The following is a 17274-nucleotide window of genomic DNA, read 5'->3' on the forward strand; positions in this document are numbered from 1 at the left end:
TTTTATCCTTGTGAAGGAAGGGATAAGCGGGCGGCGGCAACCAGGGCCTGACCCAATGCAAGAGCACCGTCACCGGCGGGTAACAGTGTCGGGAAGAGCAGATTGAAATCTGCGAGATGATGCGCAAACCGTTCGCGCATCAGTGTGTTATGCAGTACGCCACCGCTGAACACGAGGGTATTAATCGACAACCGGCGCGCGTGGCTGCGAGCCAAATCAGCAAAGCCTTTTGCCAGCGCATCATGGAATGCCCACGCGCGAGCAGGCGCACAGTCGTGCCAGTTCATCCATTGCTGCCAGAACGTCGCCATATCAAGTTTGCCTTCAACAAGCGGCAGGGTGACAGGATGGAGACAGGCACCGCTAAGTGACGCCAGTGCTTCAAAGCGACAAGCGACTTCCCCTTCATAGCTTTGTTGCAGCGGCGCGCAGTTAAGCGCGGCAGCAGCAGCATCGAATAGACGGCCTGCGGAGGAGGCGAGCGGGGTGTTAATTCCACGGGCAATCGCCGTTGCCAGTAGCGGCCAGTTTTGTTCGCGCACAATTGCGGTTTCTGGGTATTGTTGCCAGTCCGGCAAAAAAGTCAGGCAATGGGCGAGCAAGTTGCGCCACGGCTGGCGAGCCGCGAGATCTCCCCCAGGCAGAGACACTGCGGGTAAACCCCCTAAGTGTTCACATTCCTGATAATTCACACGCAGACATTCGCCACCCCATAGCTGGTCGTTCTCGCCATAACCAATACCATCCAGCGTGAGCGCAATGACATCGCCCCCGTCCCGTGGCCAAAGGTGTTCGGCAAGGCAAGCCACAGCATGAGCGTGGTGATGTAAAACCGTGCTGATGGGCAGCCCCATTTCACGCCCAATACGGGCGCTGTGGTAGCCTGGATGGGCATCTATCACGATATGTTCTGGCGTAAAATCATAAGCTTCACACATCAGCGTGCGCGCTTTATGCCATTGCTGCTCCACGCCATCTTCAGAGAGATCGCCCAGATGTTGGCTGAGCACCGCCTGGTTTCCGCGCAGCAAACAGAAGGTGTTTTTCAAATCTGCGCCCAGCGCCAGAATCGGCGGCAGTGCGGCAAAACCAGGCGGTAACGGGAGTGCGTCCGGCACAAATCCGCGGGCACGACGCAGCATTTCACCGTTGGCACGCACCACGGAGTCATCCATACGCTGCACGATGTCGCGATTGTGCAGCAGCCAGCCGTCAGCAATGTTGGCTAATTCTTCGCGCGCTTGTTGATTGGTAATGGCTGGCGGTTTGCCATTTACATTACCGGAGGTCATCACCAGCGGTGCGCCGAAGCCCTGCATCAAAAGGTGTTGCAGCGGGTTGGCGGGCAGCATGACGCCGACTTCGTGCAGATGCGGAGCGATAAACTCGCTTAAGTCGGGTAAATCCGACTTCGCCATTAAGACAATCGGTGCTGCTGGAGTATTGAGCTGTGCGACGACATCCGCAGGCAATCCGTCTGAGTCTGGGAGCATCACCGCCAGCGGTTTTGTCGGGCGATGTTTACGGTCCCGTAAGTTGGCAACAGCGTTGTTGTTGCGCGCATCAACCGCCAGATGGAACCCGCCGAGCCCTTTTATCGCCACGATCTTTCCGGCTTTTAACGCCATTACGGCAGCCTGAAGGGCATCTTCGCGTTCTAAAGACACTTCACCACATTGCCAGACAATGTGTGGGCCGCAATCCGGGCAGGCGACGGGCTGCGCATGAAAGCGCCTGTCCAACGGGTTGCGATACTCTTTCTCGCACGCCGGACACAGCGGGAACGCCGCCATGACCGTGTTTGGCCGGTCATACGGCATGGCGTTAATAATCGTGAAACGTGGGCCGCAGTGGGTGCAATTGATAAACGGATAGCGATAACGGCGATCGTTTGGATCGTTAAGTTCGCGCAGGCAATCCGGACACGTTGCGGCATCAGGGACAATTTGCGTGTCCATCGAACTATGGTCGCTGTGGCGAATAGTGAAATCCTGCGGCAGGGTTTCCCACTGCATGGCGGATTGTTCAACGCTATCGATACGCGCCAGCGGTGGGCAATGGGCGTGAAGCTGAGTCATGAACGCATCAGCGGCAGACGTCAGGCGTACTAATACTCCCGCGCCGTCATTACAGACGTCGCCTGTGAGTTTGAGTTGTTGCGCCAGTTGCCAGACGAAAGGCCGAAAACCCACGCCCTGGACTTTGCCGCGAATGCGTAGCATCACGCCGTTAAGATTCACTTTTGTTCCTGTTTTTCCCCTCACCCCGGCCCTCTCCCAAGGGGAGAGGGGGGATTTGAGGTTGGTGCGATTTCCTCCCTCTCCTGGGGGAGAGGGTTGGGGTGAGGGCGGTGGTTCTTAAACTTCTACCGCACTACGCAACCGCGCTTTCATATCGCTATAGGTGGTCTGCGCATAGTTCTCGGCCCATTGCTGGTCAGCAATCTGGCTGATATTTACCGCGCAATACTTGGTTTCCGGTGTTTTGGAAATTGGGTCAAGGTTGTCCTGAGTCAGTTCATTACACGCACCAATCCACCATTGGTAAGTCATGTACACCGAACCAAGATTGATGCGCTCATTCACTTCGGCACGGCTGATGACTTTGCCGCGACGCGAACTGACCCACACCAGTTGCTTGTCTTTGATATTGAGCAACTCGGCATCCGTCGGGTTGATTTGCACAAATCCAGGCTCATCGGCGAGTGTTTGCAGCGCCGCACAGTTGCCCGTCATCGAGCGGCAGGAGTAATGTCCGACCTCACGAACGGTACACAGCACCAGCGGATAATCCGCGTCCGGCACTTCGGCCGGTGCGCGCCACTCGGCGGCAAAAAGCTGCCCTTTACCGTTTGGCGTATCGAACTTGCTGTCTTTGTAGAGATACGGCGTGCCAGAGTGATCAAGCGTCGGACACGGCCACTGCACATGGCCCATCTCGCCCATTTTCTCGTAGGTCACGCCATAGAACAGCGGGCAGAGTTCGCGCAGCTCATCCCAGATTTGCTGATTGTTGTCGTAGTGCATTGGGTAGCCCATTTCGGTGGCGAGCAGGCTGATAATTTCCCAGTCACGTTTGACGTTGTATTTCGCATCAATCGCTTTCTCAAAACGCTGGAAACCACGGTCGGCACAGGTAAACACGCCGCCATGTTCGCCCCATGAAGTGGCTGGCAAAATAACGTCGGCCACTTCGGCGGTTTTGGTCATGAAGATGTCTTGCACCACCACAAAATCGAGCGCTTCAAAGCCTTTGCGCACCAGGCCAAGGTCGGCTTCGGTCTGCAACGGGTCTTCGCCCATGATGTAGTAGGCTTTCATTTCGCCTTCGATAGCCATATGCGGCACTTCGGTGATACGCACGCCCACTTTGTCGTCCATATCGTCGACGTTAATGCCCCAGGCTTTGGCGAATTTGGCGCGTACTTCCGGGTCAACCACATCCTGATAGCCAGGGAACTGGTTTGGCAGCACGCCCATATCACACGCGCCCTGCACGTTGTTTTGCCCACGAACCGGGCCAACGCCGACGTTTTCGCGACCGAGATTTCCCGTCAACAGCGCAAGGCTTGATAAGCCTTTTACCACGTCAACCGCCTGGCCAAACTGCGTGACGCCCATGCCCCACATGATGGTGGCGGAAGGCGCGGCAGCAAACGTGCGCATCGCCTGGCGAACCATGTGTGCCGGAACACCGGTCAGGTGCTCAACGTCTTCTGGCGCGTAACCTTTGACGACCTCACGGTAGGCATCCAAACCGTCAGTGTATTTCGCCACATACTCTTTATCGTAGAGATTCTCTTCGAGCAGCACGTAACCAAAGGCATTCACCAGCGCCATGTTGCAGCCGTTTTTCAGCTGCAAATGTTGGTCGGCGATACGTGCGGTTTCGATGCGACGCGGATCGCAAACAATGATTTTCGCGCCATTTTCTTTCGCTTTAATTACGCGACGCGCCACGATTGGGTGCGAATCAGCGCAGTTGTAGCCAAACACCAACAGGCATTTAGAGTGTTCAATATCGCCGATGGAGTTGCTCATCGCGCCATTTCCCAGCGTCACCTGCAAACCAGCAACCGACGGCCCGTGGCAAACACGCGCACAGCAGTCGACGTTGTTGGTATGCAACACGCCGCGTGCAAACTTCTGCATCACATAATTAGTTTCGTTACCCGTTCCGCGTGACGAACCGGTCGTCATAATCGAGCGCGGGCCATGCTGCTCTTTAATCGCTTTCAGACGTTTAGCGGTATAGCTGATGGCTTCATCCCAACTGACGGGCTGGAGTTTCCCGCCTTTTTCGTAACGAATCATTGGCTGCGTTAAACGCGGTGTGAGCAGTTTGGTATCGTTGAGAAAATCCCAGCCGTAATAGCCTTTCAGGCAGAGTTCATTTTGGTTAGTCACGCCATCAGCCGCTTCAGCGCGGATAATTTTGTTCTTCTCAACAACCAGTTTCAGTTTGCAGCCTGCGCCACAGTAAGGGCAGACGCTGGTAATTTTTTTCATCAGTAACAGACCTGTTAAAAGTGAATGATTCGAAATTAGAAAATCAGGGATGAAGTGGCATCGAAAGCAGCACGGCGGCGTTTTTCGGCACTCATTTGTTCAAGCTTGTTGCGGTCAACGCAGATAATGGCGTTGGTTGGGCAGGCTTCCATACAGGCCGGGCCTTCTGCGCGGGTGTGGCAAAGATCGCACTTATTCGCTTCGGCTTTTTCGGCCATCACGTTAAGACCCGCGCCGCTGTTGCGCACGACGGGGCGAACGACCACTTCCATCGCGCCATACGGGCAGGCAACCACACAGGTTTTGCAGCCGATGCAACGTTCTTGCATCACATTCACAAACCCATGTTCGCGGCTGATAGCACCGTTAGGGCAGACGTTGGCACACGGTGCGTCTTCGCACTGGCGGCACATCGTCGCGGTAGAAACATTCACGCCTTTAATCACGTGAATACGTGGCAGGAAAGTTTGCGGAGTTAATGCCGCGCAATCCTGCGCTTCCTGATGGGACACGACACAGGCCACTTCGCATGTGCGACAGCCGATACATTTGCTCGAATCTGCAATGATGAAGCGGTTCATCATAAGCTCCTGGGGAGAGTGTTTTTATAAGTCGGCGATAGACATACATAAAGTGTGCCAACTTTGAAACTAGCGTGATTCAAGGCGTTACGCATTGATCCGGGCTGGGGTGACAGTGACATCGACACATTTGACGATGTCATTTGGGCAAATGACAGAGGGGGAAAATCCCCTCTCCAGGGGGAGAGGGTTAGGGATAAGGTGTTTAAATCACCAAAACTTACTCGAACTCCGACGCTTCCAGATCTGCGAAACCGCCTTTACCTTCCCAGCCTGCCAGACGCTGATACACAGTCTCCACCGCCGCTTTAATCGCGTCGGTCATTGGGTAGTAAAAGCCGACGATATCGGGCTGAATGCCCAAGAAAATCACCTCACCAACATCCTCTTTCAACTGATCAATCAGATAATTGAGTGGCATGTTGTGGGTGGTCATCATAAACATTTCAGCGATATCGTCCGGATCGATAACACGGATTTCACCAGGGGCGAGGCCCATATCCGTGGCGTCGACCAACAGCAATCTTTCAGGGCGCAATTCGCGAATCGCCACTACATCGTTTTCCGGTGCGGTGCCGCCGTCGATAACTACCCAGTCGCCTTGTGGCGCAGCCTGGCACTTTTCGGCCAGCAACGGGCCTGCGCCGTCGTCGCCCATCATGCTGTTACCGACACACAGTAAAACGCTCTTGTTAGTCATAACGCCTCCGTACCATCAAATAAATGGCGGGTTCTTGTTGGATGGCTTGCAGCATGTCGAGCAATTCCTGGCTCCAGATTTGCTGCTGTGCGGTTTGCGTCGGTTTTGCGGCATCAAAGGCTTTCGCTAACAAAACCACATGGCTTTGGTCGATAACAATTTCGCCATAACGCGGCACACCTTCCATTTTGCGCCGCGCTTCGCTGCCCTCTTCAAGCGTGGCAATCCACGCTTTGTAAGGTTCAAATGAGCAAACCAGATTCTCTTTCAGGCAGTCGATAACGCCGAGATGGTGGCCGATTGCGAGGCTGTAATAAACCACCTGTTGCGCATCACTCGGGGTGTTGTCGTTTTCATCGACAAACTTACGGCTAAGCTGGCAAAAGACCACCGACTCGCTCATTACACGCGCTCCTGTTTCACCAGTTCTTCCAGATGAGTGACGATCTCGGTCAGTCGTGGATCGTTCTCGTGTGCCAGCCACTGCTGAACACTGCCGCCACCGGCGGTGAGATTTTCCATGTAGCTGTCAGCAATCTGGCGTCCATAGCGATAACCCGCCAGGTGACGGGCAGCGCGGTCGATACGTACACGTAACGGCTGAACCATATCCGGGTGCAGAATTTGCGCCGGTTGAGCGTCCATCTCACTCGCTTCACGGGCGTGGATTTTCTGCTCCAGCAAACCCAGCGCCATGGCAAAACCGTACAGTGTTGCCGCAGGTGTCGGTGGGCAGCCCGGAATATACACGTCGACCGGGACGATTTTGTCGGTGCCGCCCCAGACGCAATACAGGTCGTGGAAGATGCCGCCGCTGTTACCGCATGCGCCGTAAGAGATACAGATTTTTGGGTCCGGCGCGGATTCCCAGGCGCGTAGCGCAGGGGAACGCATTGCGCGAGTCACCGCGCCGGTAAACAGCAAAATGTCCGCATGACGAGGTGACGGAACCACCTTAATACCAAAGCGTTCTGCATCGAAAAGTGGCGAAAGTGTGGCGAAAATTTCGATTTCGCAACCGTTACAGCCACCGCAGTCAACGCGATAAACGTATGCAGAGCGTTTAATCTTTTTCAGCAGTGACGCTTTCATGCTGGCGATAGACTCATCCACCGTCATGGGGACGGGCATGCCTTTATCGTCGCGTGGGCCGAGTAAAATGCTCATTAGCTGGCCTCTCTTATCTGGCGGCTAAGGTCGATTTGGTCGGAAGACACCAGGCTTTGCTGGCGTTTGCATTCCGGGCAAGTTTCAAACGATGCGCGGTGCGATTCGGCAAGTTTGTCGCCGTTGTGTTCGAGTAGCGCAATGGCGTAATCAATCTCTTTTTGCACCGCAAAAGGCTTGTGACACTGGCGGCAGTTGCACAGGTCAAAACGCGCTTGTTGCAGGAAGTCGGCTTTGTTCCACACCGCCAGTTCGTATTCCTGAGAAAGTTTGATGGCCGCCGTTGGGCAGACTTCTTCACAACGCGCACAGAAAATGCAGCGCCCGAGGTTGAAGGTCCACGCCAGTTGCCCGGCAACAAGATCGGTTTCCACCGTTAATGCGTTAGACGGGCAGGCGTTCACACACGCCGCACAACCGATGCATTGCTGCGGGTTGTGTTCCGGTTTGCCACGGAAATTAGGGTCCACGGCTATCGGTTGTAGCGGGTATGACTCGGTGGCCACGCCGCCTTTTATGGCTTTCTTGATGAAGTTAAACATGATGACTCCAGTGTTTTGCCCTGGTTTTTTGGGTTTCCCTCACCCCGGCCCTCTCCCCCAGGAGAGGGGGAAAACCGAAGTTCACCTTTAACTCGATCAGTCCCCTCTCCTTCAGGGAGAGGGTTAGGGTGAGGGTGGTACTAACCAAAGGCATCTCAACTTATTTCAGCGGCGAATTGGTGCGTTCAATGCTGTAGCGCTCTAACTCTTTGTACGGCACCACTTTGGTTTTGCGCTTACGTACATCAACCACCGTCATGCGGTCGGTACAGGAGTAGCAAGGGTCCAGGCTGCCGATGATCAGTGGCGCATCGGAAACGGTGTTGCCACGCAGCATGTAACGCAACGTTGGCCAGTTGGCGTACGTCGCCGCACGGCAGCGCCAGCGGTACAGCTTCTGGTTATCGCCAGTCATCGACCAGTGAATATCATCGCCACGAGGCGCTTCAGAGAAGCCGAGCGCGAAACGGTTTGGAATGTAGGTGAAGCCGTCAACGGCGAGCGGGCCGCCAGGCAAGTTGTCCAGACCGAAATCAATCATGTTCAACGCGGTATAAACCTCGTTGATACGGACTTTCAGGCGTGAAAGCACGTCACAACCGGTTTCGCTGTGAACTTCCATTGGCAGCAAGCCGTAACCGACAAACGGGTGATCGGCGCGAGTGTCGCGAGCGTGGCCGCTGGCGCGAACCATTGGGCCGACGTTACTGAAATCACGGGCGATTTGCGGGTCGAGGCGGCCAATGCCGACGGTACGCTGTTCGATATTCGGCGTGCTCATCAGAATATCCACCAGATCTTTCACTTCGCGACGCATCTGTTGCGCCAGCTGGCGCGTCTGGATCATGTCGTCTTTCAACAGATCGCGACGAATCCCGCCGATCAGGTTCAGGCCGTAAGTTTTACGCGCTCCGGTGAGGATTTCCGCCATCTTCATGGACATCTCACGCACGCGGAAGAACTGCATAAAGCCAGAGTCGAAGCCGACAAAGTGGCAAGCCAGGCCGAGGTTCAGCAAGTGGCTGTGCAGACGCTCCACTTCCAGCAAAATCGCGCGGATCATCTGGGCGCGCTCTGGCACCACGATACCCATCGCGTTCTCAACAGACGTGGTGTACGCGGTGCTGTGGGCAAAGCCACAAATGCCACATACGCGGTCAGACAAGAAGGTGACTTCGTTGTAGCCCATGCGGGTTTCAGCCAGTTTTTCCATGCCACGGTGGACGTAGAACAGGCGGTAATCGGCGTCGATAATGTTTTCGCCATCAACGAACAGGCGGAAGTGGCCGGGTTCGTCAGATGTGACGTGCAATGGGCCAATCGGCACCACGTTGTTCTTCTTGCTGCCCAGCTCGTTGATGAACTCGTAAGTCTCTTGATCGCTGGTTGGCGCAGGGCGCTGGCGGTAATCCATGCTGTCTTTACGCAGCGGATACAGGTCATCTGGCCAGTCATCTGGCAGCACTAAACGGCGTTCATCCGGCAGGCCAACAGGTTGCAGGCCGTACATATCACGCACTTCGCGCTCACCCCAAACGGCGGCTGGCACACGCGGCGTGACGGACGGGAACTCTGGTTTATCGGCATCCACTTCTACGCGCACGGTGATCCAGCATTTCACGCCGGTTTCCATGGAAAGCACGTAATAAACCGCGTAGCTGCCGCACAGTTGGCGTTCATCGTTACCGAACAATACGGATAACCAGCCGCCTTGCTGGTAGTAAAGCCACTCCACCACTTCTGGCAGCATGTTGAGCTTCACGTTGACGGTGATTTGGTCTTTGGTCTGCCAGGCTTCGTCAATGACTGCATGAGGAAATTGCTTATGCAGCGCGGCGATATAATGTTGACCAATCTTTTCTTCAGACATAGATAAATTCTCTTAAATCACGCCGCCAGCAAGGAGACGAAGGCTAAAAAGGCAAAGCCAAAACCGGCCCAGGTAATGCGCGAGGTTTCCAGCATCCGCAGGCGCGCCATGCTGTTCTCAAACAGCGCGATAATCAGCACGCCAGCGACCAGTTTGACTGCCGCCAGAACCAGCGCGATGACAAGGCCGCCCCAGCTAAATTCGCTCATCTGGCCCCACGGCAGGAACACGCCGACGAACATTTGCAGCACAACCAATTGCTTGAGGGAAATCCCCCATTTCAGCACCGCAAAACCGGCGCCGCTGTATTCAGTCAACGGGCCTTCCTGCAATTCTTGCTCGGCTTCTGCGAGGTCGAACGGCAGTTTGCCCATTTCGATAAACGTGGCGAAAGCACAGGCGGCGAGCGCCAGAATCAGCGTTAAGCTCTGTGCCGTCGGCCAGTGGTAGATAGTGGAGGCGATATTGCTGATGTGCGTGCTGCCCGCCACTTGTGCCGCAACCCACAGGCCCAGAATCAGGATCGGCTCAACCAGCACACCCAGCATCGCTTCACGGCTGGCACCGATGCCAGTAAACGGGCTACCGGTATCGAGGCCTGCAATCGCGAAGAAGAAACGGGCGATAGCGAACAGGTAAATCAGCGTGATCAAATCGCCCAGCGACGGCAGCGGTGAATAAAGCGTCACCACCGGCAGTGCGGTGGCAATGGTCAGCATCACGCCAACCATCACAAACGGCATCAGGCGGAACACCCAACCGGACGCGGCTGGCGCCACACTCTGGCGGCTCAGCAATTTGAACAGGTCACGATATTCCTGCATCACGCCTGGCCCGCGGCGGTTGTGCATGCGGGCGCGGGTGACGCGGGTGATACCGGACAACAACGGCGCAACGGCAAACAACACCAACGCCTGAATCAACGAAAAGAAAAGGGTATTCATCTCAGGCTCCTTAAGCGCAAACCGCAACCAGCAACACGGCCAGTTCGATCATCGCCAGGCGACGGAACGTACCGGCAAGGCCATCACACTGCCAGCCAGGCACCCACTTCACCGGGTTGAGGGTTTTGCGCAGTTTCAGCAGTGGCGCGAAGGCCGCTTTCACTGGCTGAGCAAAACCCCCTGCGGTAATCACCATCGCTTGTTCGTGGTCGTAGCCACAAACCCAGGCCGTGCCGCGCGTGCGGTTTGGCAGACGGTCGCCACGGAAAATCACCATCAAAATGAATGGCAGCAGTGGGGAAGCAATCAGCAGCAGGGTGATCATCGGTTGTGAAACGGTGGTGTTGGCGGTTTGCAGCGGCAGTGGGATCGCGTTTTGCAACAGCGGTATCAGCCACGGCGCGGCGACACCGGCAATCACACAACAGGCGGCAAGTGCTGCGACAGACAGGCTCATCAGGAACGGTGCGGAAGTCGCGTTTTCAGCCTCGGTCGTGCGAGGCGCGCCGAGGAAGGTGACGCCATACACTTTCGCCATACACATCACCGCCAGCGCACCGGTAATCGCCAAACCTACGGCCAGCAATGGGCCTAAGAAGCGTGCGATAAACAGCGGCAAGGTGCCGAGATGGAAGAACGACTGGTAAATCACCCATTCGCCCGCAAAGCCGTTCAGCGGCGGCAGGGCAGCCATCGCCATCAGGCCGACCAGCATGGCGATAGAAATCAGCGGCATACGCTTGCCAATTCCACCCAGCTTTTCGATGTCGCGATGACCGGTACGGAACCACACCGCGCCTGCGCCAAGGAACAGCGTGGTTTTGAATACGCTATGGTTGAACAGGTGATACAAGCCGCCAATCATGCCCAGCGCAATCAGCGTGGATTCGTTCAGCGCAAGCCCCATCAGGCCACAGCCCAGGCCGAGCAAAATAATGCCGATATTCTCAAGGGAGTGGTAAGCCAGCAGGCGGTTGATGTTGTGCTCCATCAGCGCGTACAGGCCGCCGATAAACGCCGTAATCATCCCCAAAACCACGACCAGAATGCCCCACCACAACGGCATGGCGTTGCTGATAAGGGAGAAACTCATGATGCCGTACAGGCCAATTTTCAGCACCACGGCGGAGAACAGCGCGGCGGCTGGAGCAGATGCGTTGGCATGAGCCTGTGGCACCCAACCATGGAGCGGAATAATGCCCGCCAGCAAACCAAAGCCAATCAGACCGAGCAGCCAAACCACGGAGCTAACCGGTGCGCCATTGGTTAACAGATGCAATTCGGCATAGCTCAGCGTGCCGTACTGTTTCCACAGCATCCAGCACGCCAGGGCCAGCAGTACGGTGCCAAGGCGGCCCAGAGCAAACCACAACTGACCGGACTTTTGGCAGCCTGTCAGGAAGTAGCCGCACAGCGCGACGATCTCAGCTAACACAACCAGCATGCCGAGGTTATCGGCAACCAGCGCCGCTACTGCCGCCGCCATCACCAGATTGACCAGCAAACCGTTGGCTTTTACCGCCTGATGACGGTGCCAGTCGATATTAAACAGCGAGATAAACAGACCAGGCAGACCGAGGGTAACCAGCCACACGCCGTTAAACGCATTGAGCTGGATATTCTGGTGCCAGATTTGCGCCAGGCCGCCAAAGCCCGTTAACGCATCGAAGCCCGCAATCAGGACCAGGACAGAGCTGATGGCACCGCCAAGCCCGGCAATAAAACCGCTTACCGGTTTATTAAAAGCGGTGATTCCTGCAAGCGCTGCGCTTAGCACAAAACCCATTAGCGCCCAATGAATCAGGATAAATGCACTCATTTTTTTACCTCAGGCTGGGTAAACAAGGTGAGATCGCCAAGCGTTGTGCTCAGGGTCAGTTCACGTTTGCGTTTGCTTGATTTGGCAATGTCGTTGTTATCAACCACACGCAGTGCTTTGGTTGGACAGGTGCGGACACACGCCGGGCCAGCCTCATCAAAGCTGCACAGATCGCACTTCACGGCGATAGCGCGAACGCCTGGCACCCAGTCGAGCAGGGAACTGATACGTGCAGGAGCCGGAGGCGCAGGTGGCGCTTTCGGGCTATTGGCATTCGCAGGGATATGAATTGGGCGGCTGCCGGAGAATTCAATCGAGCCAAATGGGCAGGCAATGCCGCACAGTTTGCAGCTCACACACAGGCTTTCGTTGAGCTGTACCGCCCCGTCGATACGGGTGATAGCGTTAACCGGACACACGCCTGCACACGGCGCATCTTCACAGTGATGGCACATTTGCGGGGCGGAATCATTAGCATCACGCATGACTTTCAGGCGTGGCATGGATTGCAGGCCGTGCAGACGGTGCGTTTCGGAGCAAGCCGCCTCACAGGTATGGCAACCCATGCAGAGTTTGGAGTCGGCGATTATAAAGCGATTCACCAGTTGTTCCTTAAAGGCATATCATCATTTTTGACGAAACTGTGCCGATGGTTGTCGTTTCGACACTTTTCGACACTCCGCAGAGCCATCAGGCCTGAGCGCTTTGCTGCAGTTGTCCCATCGACACAGGGGTGTCGCTGTGAACCGCGCTATACAGGTTTTCGTAGACCGGACGAATTTTTTCGAGGTAATGCTCGAGAACATTCTCGCGGTTACGGTTGCTGATGCTGTTGTCTATGCGGCCTTCGTCATCAAGGATTGCTTTTGCAATCAATACTCTATCGTCGCCATTACGCTTCTCAACGTAGTACTCGATAGTGTGGCTGTTGAAGCCTTCTGCCAGGCTGACGTGAATGACGAAGTGGTCAAATAAGAAGAAGCGCAGTGAATCGTCAGGATTGCACCCGACTGCATGATGCAGTTTGGCTTTAGAAAGGGTGATCCCCTGAATCAAGCTATTGCAGTATTGCTGCCACTGCGTGAGCAAGCGTTGGTGCTTGTCAGCAATGTATTCGGCTTTTTCACTCAGTTCCCAAATGTTCATTATTAATTCACTCTGTTTTTGCTGTTGCAGCTACAGAGCACGTTTCGTGCCAATGTTGTATTTGGTTGAAATTATTGGTTTTTGTGCTGGTGGTTTGCAAATAGCCACAGGAATGACATGTCATTTCGTCATGTTTGACGGGGAGTGACATTTAGCATTGAACGCCCTCACCCCCTCATCCCGACCTTCTCCCCAGGGAGAAGGAGTAACCGGACAATTCCCTCTCCTGGGGGAGAGGGTTAGGGTGAGGGCAGTTTTGGCACCATCCTTGCATTAACTCCACCAGATACCCCGGAGGCAACATGCACGAAATCACCCTCTGCCAACGCGCACTGGAACTCATTGAAGCTCAAGCCCGCCAACATGGCGCAACACGCGTCACCGCCGTCTGGCTGGAAGTCGGCGCTTTCTCATGCGTTGAGCAAAGCGCGCTGGAGTTTTGTTTCGAATTAGTGTGCCGCGACACCCTCGCTGAAGGCTGCCAGCTTCATATCCATCAACAAGAAGCGGAATGCTGGTGCTACGACTGCCAGCAGCACATCACCTTGTTAACGCAGTTGGTTCGGCGTTGTCCGTTGTGCGAGGGCAGCAATTTACGCATCGTTGCAGATGATGGCGTGCAGATTAAGCGTCTGGAAGTGGAGGAGACAAATCATGTGTAGTACTTGTGGTTGCGCTGAAGGCAACTTGTATATAGAAGGCGACGAGCGCAATCCGCACTCCGGTTTTCGCAGCGCACCTTTCGCGCCTGCCGCGCGGGCTTTAACGCCAATCACAGGCGTTAAATTTGCCCCAACCGCTGATGAGCAGGGCGACCTGCATTATGGCCACGGTGCCGCTGGCACCCATGCGCCGGGTATGACTCAGCGCCGCATGTTAGAAATCGAACTCAACGTGCTGGATAAAAACAACCAGCTCGCCGTTTATAACCGCGAACAATTCGCCAGACAGCAACAGCTGGCGCTGAACCTGGTTTCAAGCCCAGGTTCCGGCAAAACCACCTTGCTGACCGAAAGCTTAAAGCGCTTGCACGGTAAAGTACCTTGCGCGGTCATTGAAGGTGACCAGCAAACCGTGAACGATGCCGCGCGCATTCGTGCCACGGGAACGCCCGCAATTCAGGTGAACACCGGTAAAGGCTGCCACCTCGATGCGCAGATGATCCGTGATGCCATGCAGCGCCTGCCGCTTGAGCGCAACGGCATTCTGTTTATCGAAAACGTCGGCAACCTGGTGTGCCCGGCGAGTTTTGACCTTGGCGAACGCCATAAAGTTGCCGTGCTTTCCGTGACGGAAGGTGAAGACAAGCCGCTGAAGTACCCACATATGTTTGCCGCCTCCTCGCTGATGCTGCTGAATAAAATCGACCTGCTGCCGTATTTGCAGTTCGATGTCGATAAGTGCCTTGATTACGCACGCCAGGTGAACCCGAATATCGAAATCCTGTTGGTTTCCGCAACGAGCGGCGAAGGCATGGATGAATGGTTGAACTGGCTGGAGACGCAGCGATGTGCATAGGCATTCCCGGTCAAATCGTTGAGCGCCTGGCAGACGGCAGCGCCAAAGTGGATGTGTGCGGTATCAAGCGTGACGTTAACCTGATGCTGGTCGGCGATGCGCAAATCGGCCAATGGGTCCTGGTTCACGTCGGTTTTGCGATGGCGATTATTGATGAGGCCGAAGCCCGAGACACTTTAGACGCGTTGCAAAACATGTTTGAAGTGGAACCCGATGTCGGCGGCTTGCTGTTTGGGGAAGAGCGCAGATGATGCACTTTGTTGATGAATACCGCGCGCCGGAAAAAGTGATGCAGCTGATAGATGTGCTGCGTGAACGAGCGCAGAAGCTGACTTACACCGCACAGCACCCGCTGCGGATTATGGAAGTGTGCGGCGGCCATACCCATGCCATCTTTAAGTTTGGCCTCGACCAATTACTGCCGGAAAATATCGAGTTTATCCACGGCCCTGGCTGCCCGGTTTGCGTATTACCGATGGGGCGCATTGATACCTGTATTGAAATCGCCAGCCATCCCGAAGTGATTTTTTGCACCTTTGGCGATGCGATGCGCGTACCGGGGAAAAATGGCTCGTTGATGCAGGCGAAAGCACGTGGTGCGGATGTGCGAGTGGTTTACTCGCCTATGGACGCGCTGGCGTTAGCGAGCCAGAACCCGAGCCGCAAAGTGGTGTTCTTCGGCCTCGGTTTTGAAACCACAATGCCGACAACCGCCATTACGCTGCAACAAGCCAAAGCGCAGGGCATCAACAATTTCTACTTCTTCTGCCAGCACATTACGCTGATCCCAACGCTGCGCAGCTTGCTTGAACAGCCCGACAACGGCATTGATGCTTTCCTGGCGCCCGGCCATGTCAGCATGGTGATTGGCACCGAAGCGTATAATTTTATCGCCGCCGAGCATCAACGCCCGCTGGTGGTGGCAGGTTTTGAACCGCTGGATTTATTACAGGGCGTAGTGATGCTGGTGGAACAAAAAATCCATCAGCACAGTGCCGTGGAAAACCAGTACAAACGCGTGGTGCCGGATGCCGGTAATAATCTTGCCCAGCAGGCGATTGCCGAAGTGTTTACCGTGCGCGGTGATGCCGAATGGCGCGGGCTTGGCACCATCAGCGATTCCGGCGTTCAGCTTACCGAAGGCTACCGTCAGTTTGATGCCGAAGACCATTTCAAACCCGCGCCGCAACAAGTCTATGACGACCCGTTAGCTCGCTGCGGCGATGTGCTTACCGGGCGTTGCAAACCGCATCAGTGCCCGATGTTTGGCAAAACCTGCAATCCGCAAAATGCTTTTGGCGCATTGATGGTCTCGTCCGAAGGGGCATGTGCCGCCTGGTATCAATATCGCGGTCAGGAGAGCGAAGCATGAAAACGATTGAATTAGCCCACGGCAGTGGCGGCCAGGCAATGCAAATGTTGGTAGCTGACTTGTTTGTGCAAGCGTTTGATAATCCCTGGCTTGCAGAGCAAGAAGATCAGGCGCGATTGCCGCTGGCTGAACTTACCGCCCACGGCGACCGCTTAGCGTTTTCGACCGATAGCTACGTCATCGACCCGCTATTTTTCCCGGGCGGCGATATTGGCAAGCTCGCCATTTGTGGCACGGCGAACGACGTTGCGGTTAGCGGCGCGACACCGCGCTGGTTGTCCTGCGGGTTTATCCTTGAAGAAGGATTGCCGCTTGAAACATTAGAACGCGTCGTCACCAGCATGGCGGCGACCGCAAAAGCGGCGGGGATTGCGGTTGTGACCGGCGATACCAAAGTGGTGCAGCGTGGAGCGGCGGATAAACTGTTTATCAATACCGCCGGTATAGGCGCAATTCCGGCGGGGCTGAGCTGGGGCGCGCAGCGCATTGGCGCAGGTGATGTACTGATCGTCAGCGGAACGCTGGGTGACCACGGCGCGACCATCCTTAACCTGCGGGAATCGCTGGGGCTGGAAGGCGCGCTGGAAAGTGACTGCGCGGTACTGGCTCCGTTAATCGCGCCATTGCTGAAGATTGCAGGCGTCAAAGCGTTGCGTGATGCCACTCGCGGCGGAGTGAATGCGGTATTACATGAGTTTGCGGCATCGAGCGGCTGCGGAATGGAAGTGATGGAAAGCCAACTGCCAATGAATCCGGCGGTGCGTGGCGTGTGCGAATTACTGGGCCTCGATGCGCTGAATTTTGCCAACGAAGGTAAGTTGGTGATTGCGGTACAGCGTGACGCGGCCGATGCGGTGCTTGCCGCGTTGCAGTCGCATCCTTTAGGCAAGAATGCCGCGATTATTGGTGATGTTGTCGAACGTAAAGGTGTACGGGTCGCTGGGCTGTATGGTGTAAAACGGTCGTTAGATTTACCCCACTCTGAGCCGCTACCACGGATTTGTTGACCTGAGCCAGGAACGATTTACCGCGCTCGCGCTACACTTAACCGCTAATCATATGACAAATGTCATCGGGGGCCCCCACACCCCAACCCTCTCCCGCTGG

Annotated in this window: 17 protein-coding genes; 5 read left to right on the forward strand and 12 right to left on the reverse strand. The window is 55.5% G+C overall.

Features of this window, described 5'->3' with window-relative positions; all coding sequences use genetic code 11:
- Window positions 1-2: 2 nt before the first annotated feature.
- The 12 genes from hypF to hycA all read right to left on the reverse strand — a co-directional run bounded on the left by hypF (window position 3) and on the right by hycA (window position 13277).
- Window positions 3-2222 carry a carbamoyltransferase HypF gene (gene hypF, locus RHD99_RS00780; protein WP_309879047.1) on the reverse strand — a complete coding sequence of 740 codons (2220 nt, stop codon included), beginning with the start codon at window positions 2220-2222 and terminating at the stop codon, window positions 3-5.
- A gap of 135 nt (window positions 2223-2357) precedes the next feature.
- Window positions 2358-4508, reverse strand: a complete 2151-nt coding sequence (fdhF, locus tag RHD99_RS00785) for a formate dehydrogenase subunit alpha (RefSeq protein WP_309877148.1) — start codon at window positions 4506-4508, stop codon at window positions 2358-2360.
- Between the two features lie 35 nt (window positions 4509-4543).
- The gene (gene hydN / locus RHD99_RS00790) at window positions 4544-5089 is read right to left on the reverse strand and encodes an electron transport protein HydN (protein WP_183272365.1); all 546 of its coding nucleotides are present in this window, start codon (window positions 5087-5089) and stop codon (window positions 4544-4546) included.
- A 220-nt stretch (window positions 5090-5309) separates the two neighbouring features.
- The gene (hycI, locus tag RHD99_RS00795; protein WP_309877149.1) at window positions 5310-5789 is read right to left on the reverse strand and encodes a hydrogenase maturation peptidase HycI; all 480 of its coding nucleotides are present in this window, start codon (window positions 5787-5789) and stop codon (window positions 5310-5312) included.
- The gene (locus RHD99_RS00800) at window positions 5782-6192 is read right to left on the reverse strand and encodes a formate hydrogenlyase maturation HycH family protein (RefSeq protein WP_309877150.1); all 411 of its coding nucleotides are present in this window, start codon (window positions 6190-6192) and stop codon (window positions 5782-5784) included. Before RHD99_RS00800 ends, hycI begins: the two co-directional genes overlap by 8 nt.
- A complete protein-coding gene (locus RHD99_RS00805; protein WP_183272185.1) occupies window positions 6192-6956 on the reverse strand; it encodes an NADH-quinone oxidoreductase subunit B family protein in 765 nt (254 codons plus the stop codon). Before RHD99_RS00805 ends, RHD99_RS00800 begins: the two co-directional genes overlap by 1 nt.
- Window positions 6956-7498 (reverse strand): formate hydrogenlyase complex iron-sulfur subunit, encoded by a 543-nt coding sequence (locus tag RHD99_RS00810; RefSeq protein WP_309877151.1) that lies wholly within the window; start codon window positions 7496-7498, stop codon window positions 6956-6958. Before RHD99_RS00810 ends, RHD99_RS00805 begins: the two co-directional genes overlap by 1 nt.
- 160 nt (window positions 7499-7658) lie before the next feature.
- Complete coding sequence (locus RHD99_RS00815) at window positions 7659-9368, reverse strand: hydrogenase large subunit (protein ID WP_309877152.1); 1710 nt, start codon at window positions 9366-9368, stop codon at window positions 7659-7661.
- A gap of 17 nt (window positions 9369-9385) precedes the next feature.
- The gene (locus tag RHD99_RS00820; protein WP_309877153.1) at window positions 9386-10312 is read right to left on the reverse strand and encodes a respiratory chain complex I subunit 1 family protein; all 927 of its coding nucleotides are present in this window, start codon (window positions 10310-10312) and stop codon (window positions 9386-9388) included.
- A 10-nt stretch (window positions 10313-10322) separates the two neighbouring features.
- A complete protein-coding gene (gene hycC, locus RHD99_RS00825; RefSeq protein ID WP_309877154.1) occupies window positions 10323-12131 on the reverse strand; it encodes a formate hydrogenlyase subunit 3 in 1809 nt (602 codons plus the stop codon).
- Window positions 12128-12733, reverse strand: coding sequence for a 4Fe-4S dicluster domain-containing protein (locus RHD99_RS00830; RefSeq protein WP_183272189.1), 606 nt, complete (start codon window positions 12731-12733; stop codon window positions 12128-12130). Before RHD99_RS00830 ends, hycC begins: the two co-directional genes overlap by 4 nt.
- An 88-nt stretch (window positions 12734-12821) precedes the next feature.
- A complete protein-coding gene (gene hycA, locus RHD99_RS00835; RefSeq protein WP_183272190.1) occupies window positions 12822-13277 on the reverse strand; it encodes a formate hydrogenlyase regulator HycA in 456 nt (151 codons plus the stop codon).
- Between the two features lie 302 nt (window positions 13278-13579).
- On the opposite strand from hycA, the gene hypA reads away from it, so the two are divergent.
- Genes hypA through hypE form a run of 5 tightly spaced genes read left to right on the forward strand, consistent with a single transcriptional unit; the run spans window position 13580 to window position 17174 of the window.
- Window positions 13580-13939 (forward strand): hydrogenase maturation nickel metallochaperone HypA, encoded by a 360-nt coding sequence (hypA, locus tag RHD99_RS00840; protein WP_064542445.1) that lies wholly within the window; start codon window positions 13580-13582, stop codon window positions 13937-13939.
- Window positions 13932-14795, forward strand: coding sequence for a hydrogenase nickel incorporation protein HypB (hypB, locus tag RHD99_RS00845; RefSeq protein ID WP_309877155.1), 864 nt, complete (start codon window positions 13932-13934; stop codon window positions 14793-14795). The genes hypA and hypB overlap by 8 nt, the downstream gene beginning before the upstream one ends.
- Complete coding sequence (locus RHD99_RS00850; protein ID WP_183272366.1) at window positions 14786-15046, forward strand: HypC/HybG/HupF family hydrogenase formation chaperone; 261 nt, start codon at window positions 14786-14788, stop codon at window positions 15044-15046. The genes hypB and RHD99_RS00850 overlap by 10 nt, the downstream gene beginning before the upstream one ends.
- On the forward strand, window positions 15046-16167 hold the full coding sequence (hypD, locus tag RHD99_RS00855) for a hydrogenase formation protein HypD (RefSeq protein ID WP_309879049.1): 1122 nt from the start codon (window positions 15046-15048) through the stop codon (window positions 16165-16167). Before RHD99_RS00850 ends, hypD begins: the two co-directional genes overlap by 1 nt.
- Entirely contained in the window at window positions 16164-17174 is a 1011-nt protein-coding gene (gene hypE / locus RHD99_RS00860; protein WP_309877156.1) for a hydrogenase expression/formation protein HypE, read from the forward strand. Before hypD ends, hypE begins: the two co-directional genes overlap by 4 nt.
- Window positions 17175-17274: the final 100 nt, after the last annotated feature.

Origin of the sequence: Buttiauxella selenatireducens, from assembly GCF_031432975.1 — a bacterium.
GTDB classification, from domain to species: Bacteria; Pseudomonadota; Gammaproteobacteria; order Enterobacterales; family Enterobacteriaceae; genus Buttiauxella; species Buttiauxella selenatireducens.

Excerpts from the sequence above, each read along its gene's own strand:
- fdhF (WP_309877148.1), bottom strand. The coding sequence starts at position 4,508 with ATGAAAAAAATTACCAGCGTCTGCCCTTACTGTGGCGCAGGCTGCAAA.
- RHD99_RS00805 (WP_183272185.1), bottom strand. The coding sequence starts at position 6,956 with ATGAGCATTTTACTCGGCCCACGCGACGATAAAGGCATGCCCGTCCCC.
- hypF (WP_309879047.1), bottom strand. The coding sequence starts at position 2,222 with ATGCTACGCATTCGCGGCAAAGTCCAGGGCGTGGGTTTTCGGCCTTTC.
- hycA (WP_183272190.1), bottom strand. The coding sequence starts at position 13,277 with ATGAACATTTGGGAACTGAGTGAAAAAGCCGAATACATTGCTGACAAG.
- RHD99_RS00810 (WP_309877151.1), bottom strand. The coding sequence starts at position 7,498 with ATGTTTAACTTCATCAAGAAAGCCATAAAAGGCGGCGTGGCCACCGAG.
- RHD99_RS00820 (WP_309877153.1), bottom strand. The coding sequence starts at position 10,312 with ATGAATACCCTTTTCTTTTCGTTGATTCAGGCGTTGGTGTTGTTTGCC.
- RHD99_RS00815 (WP_309877152.1), bottom strand. The coding sequence starts at position 9,368 with ATGTCTGAAGAAAAGATTGGTCAACATTATATCGCCGCGCTGCATAAG.
- hypB (WP_309877155.1), top strand. The coding sequence starts at position 13,932 with ATGTGTAGTACTTGTGGTTGCGCTGAAGGCAACTTGTATATAGAAGGC.
- RHD99_RS00850 (WP_183272366.1), top strand. The coding sequence starts at position 14,786 with ATGTGCATAGGCATTCCCGGTCAAATCGTTGAGCGCCTGGCAGACGGC.
- hypA (WP_064542445.1), top strand. The coding sequence starts at position 13,580 with ATGCACGAAATCACCCTCTGCCAACGCGCACTGGAACTCATTGAAGCT.
- hydN (WP_183272365.1), bottom strand. The coding sequence starts at position 5,089 with ATGAACCGCTTCATCATTGCAGATTCGAGCAAATGTATCGGCTGTCGC.
- hycI (WP_309877149.1), bottom strand. The coding sequence starts at position 5,789 with ATGACTAACAAGAGCGTTTTACTGTGTGTCGGTAACAGCATGATGGGC.
- RHD99_RS00800 (WP_309877150.1), bottom strand. The coding sequence starts at position 6,192 with ATGAGCGAGTCGGTGGTCTTTTGCCAGCTTAGCCGTAAGTTTGTCGAT.
- hypE (WP_309877156.1), top strand. The coding sequence starts at position 16,164 with ATGAAAACGATTGAATTAGCCCACGGCAGTGGCGGCCAGGCAATGCAA.
- hypD (WP_309879049.1), top strand. The coding sequence starts at position 15,046 with ATGCACTTTGTTGATGAATACCGCGCGCCGGAAAAAGTGATGCAGCTG.
- hycC (WP_309877154.1), bottom strand. The coding sequence starts at position 12,131 with ATGAGTGCATTTATCCTGATTCATTGGGCGCTAATGGGTTTTGTGCTA.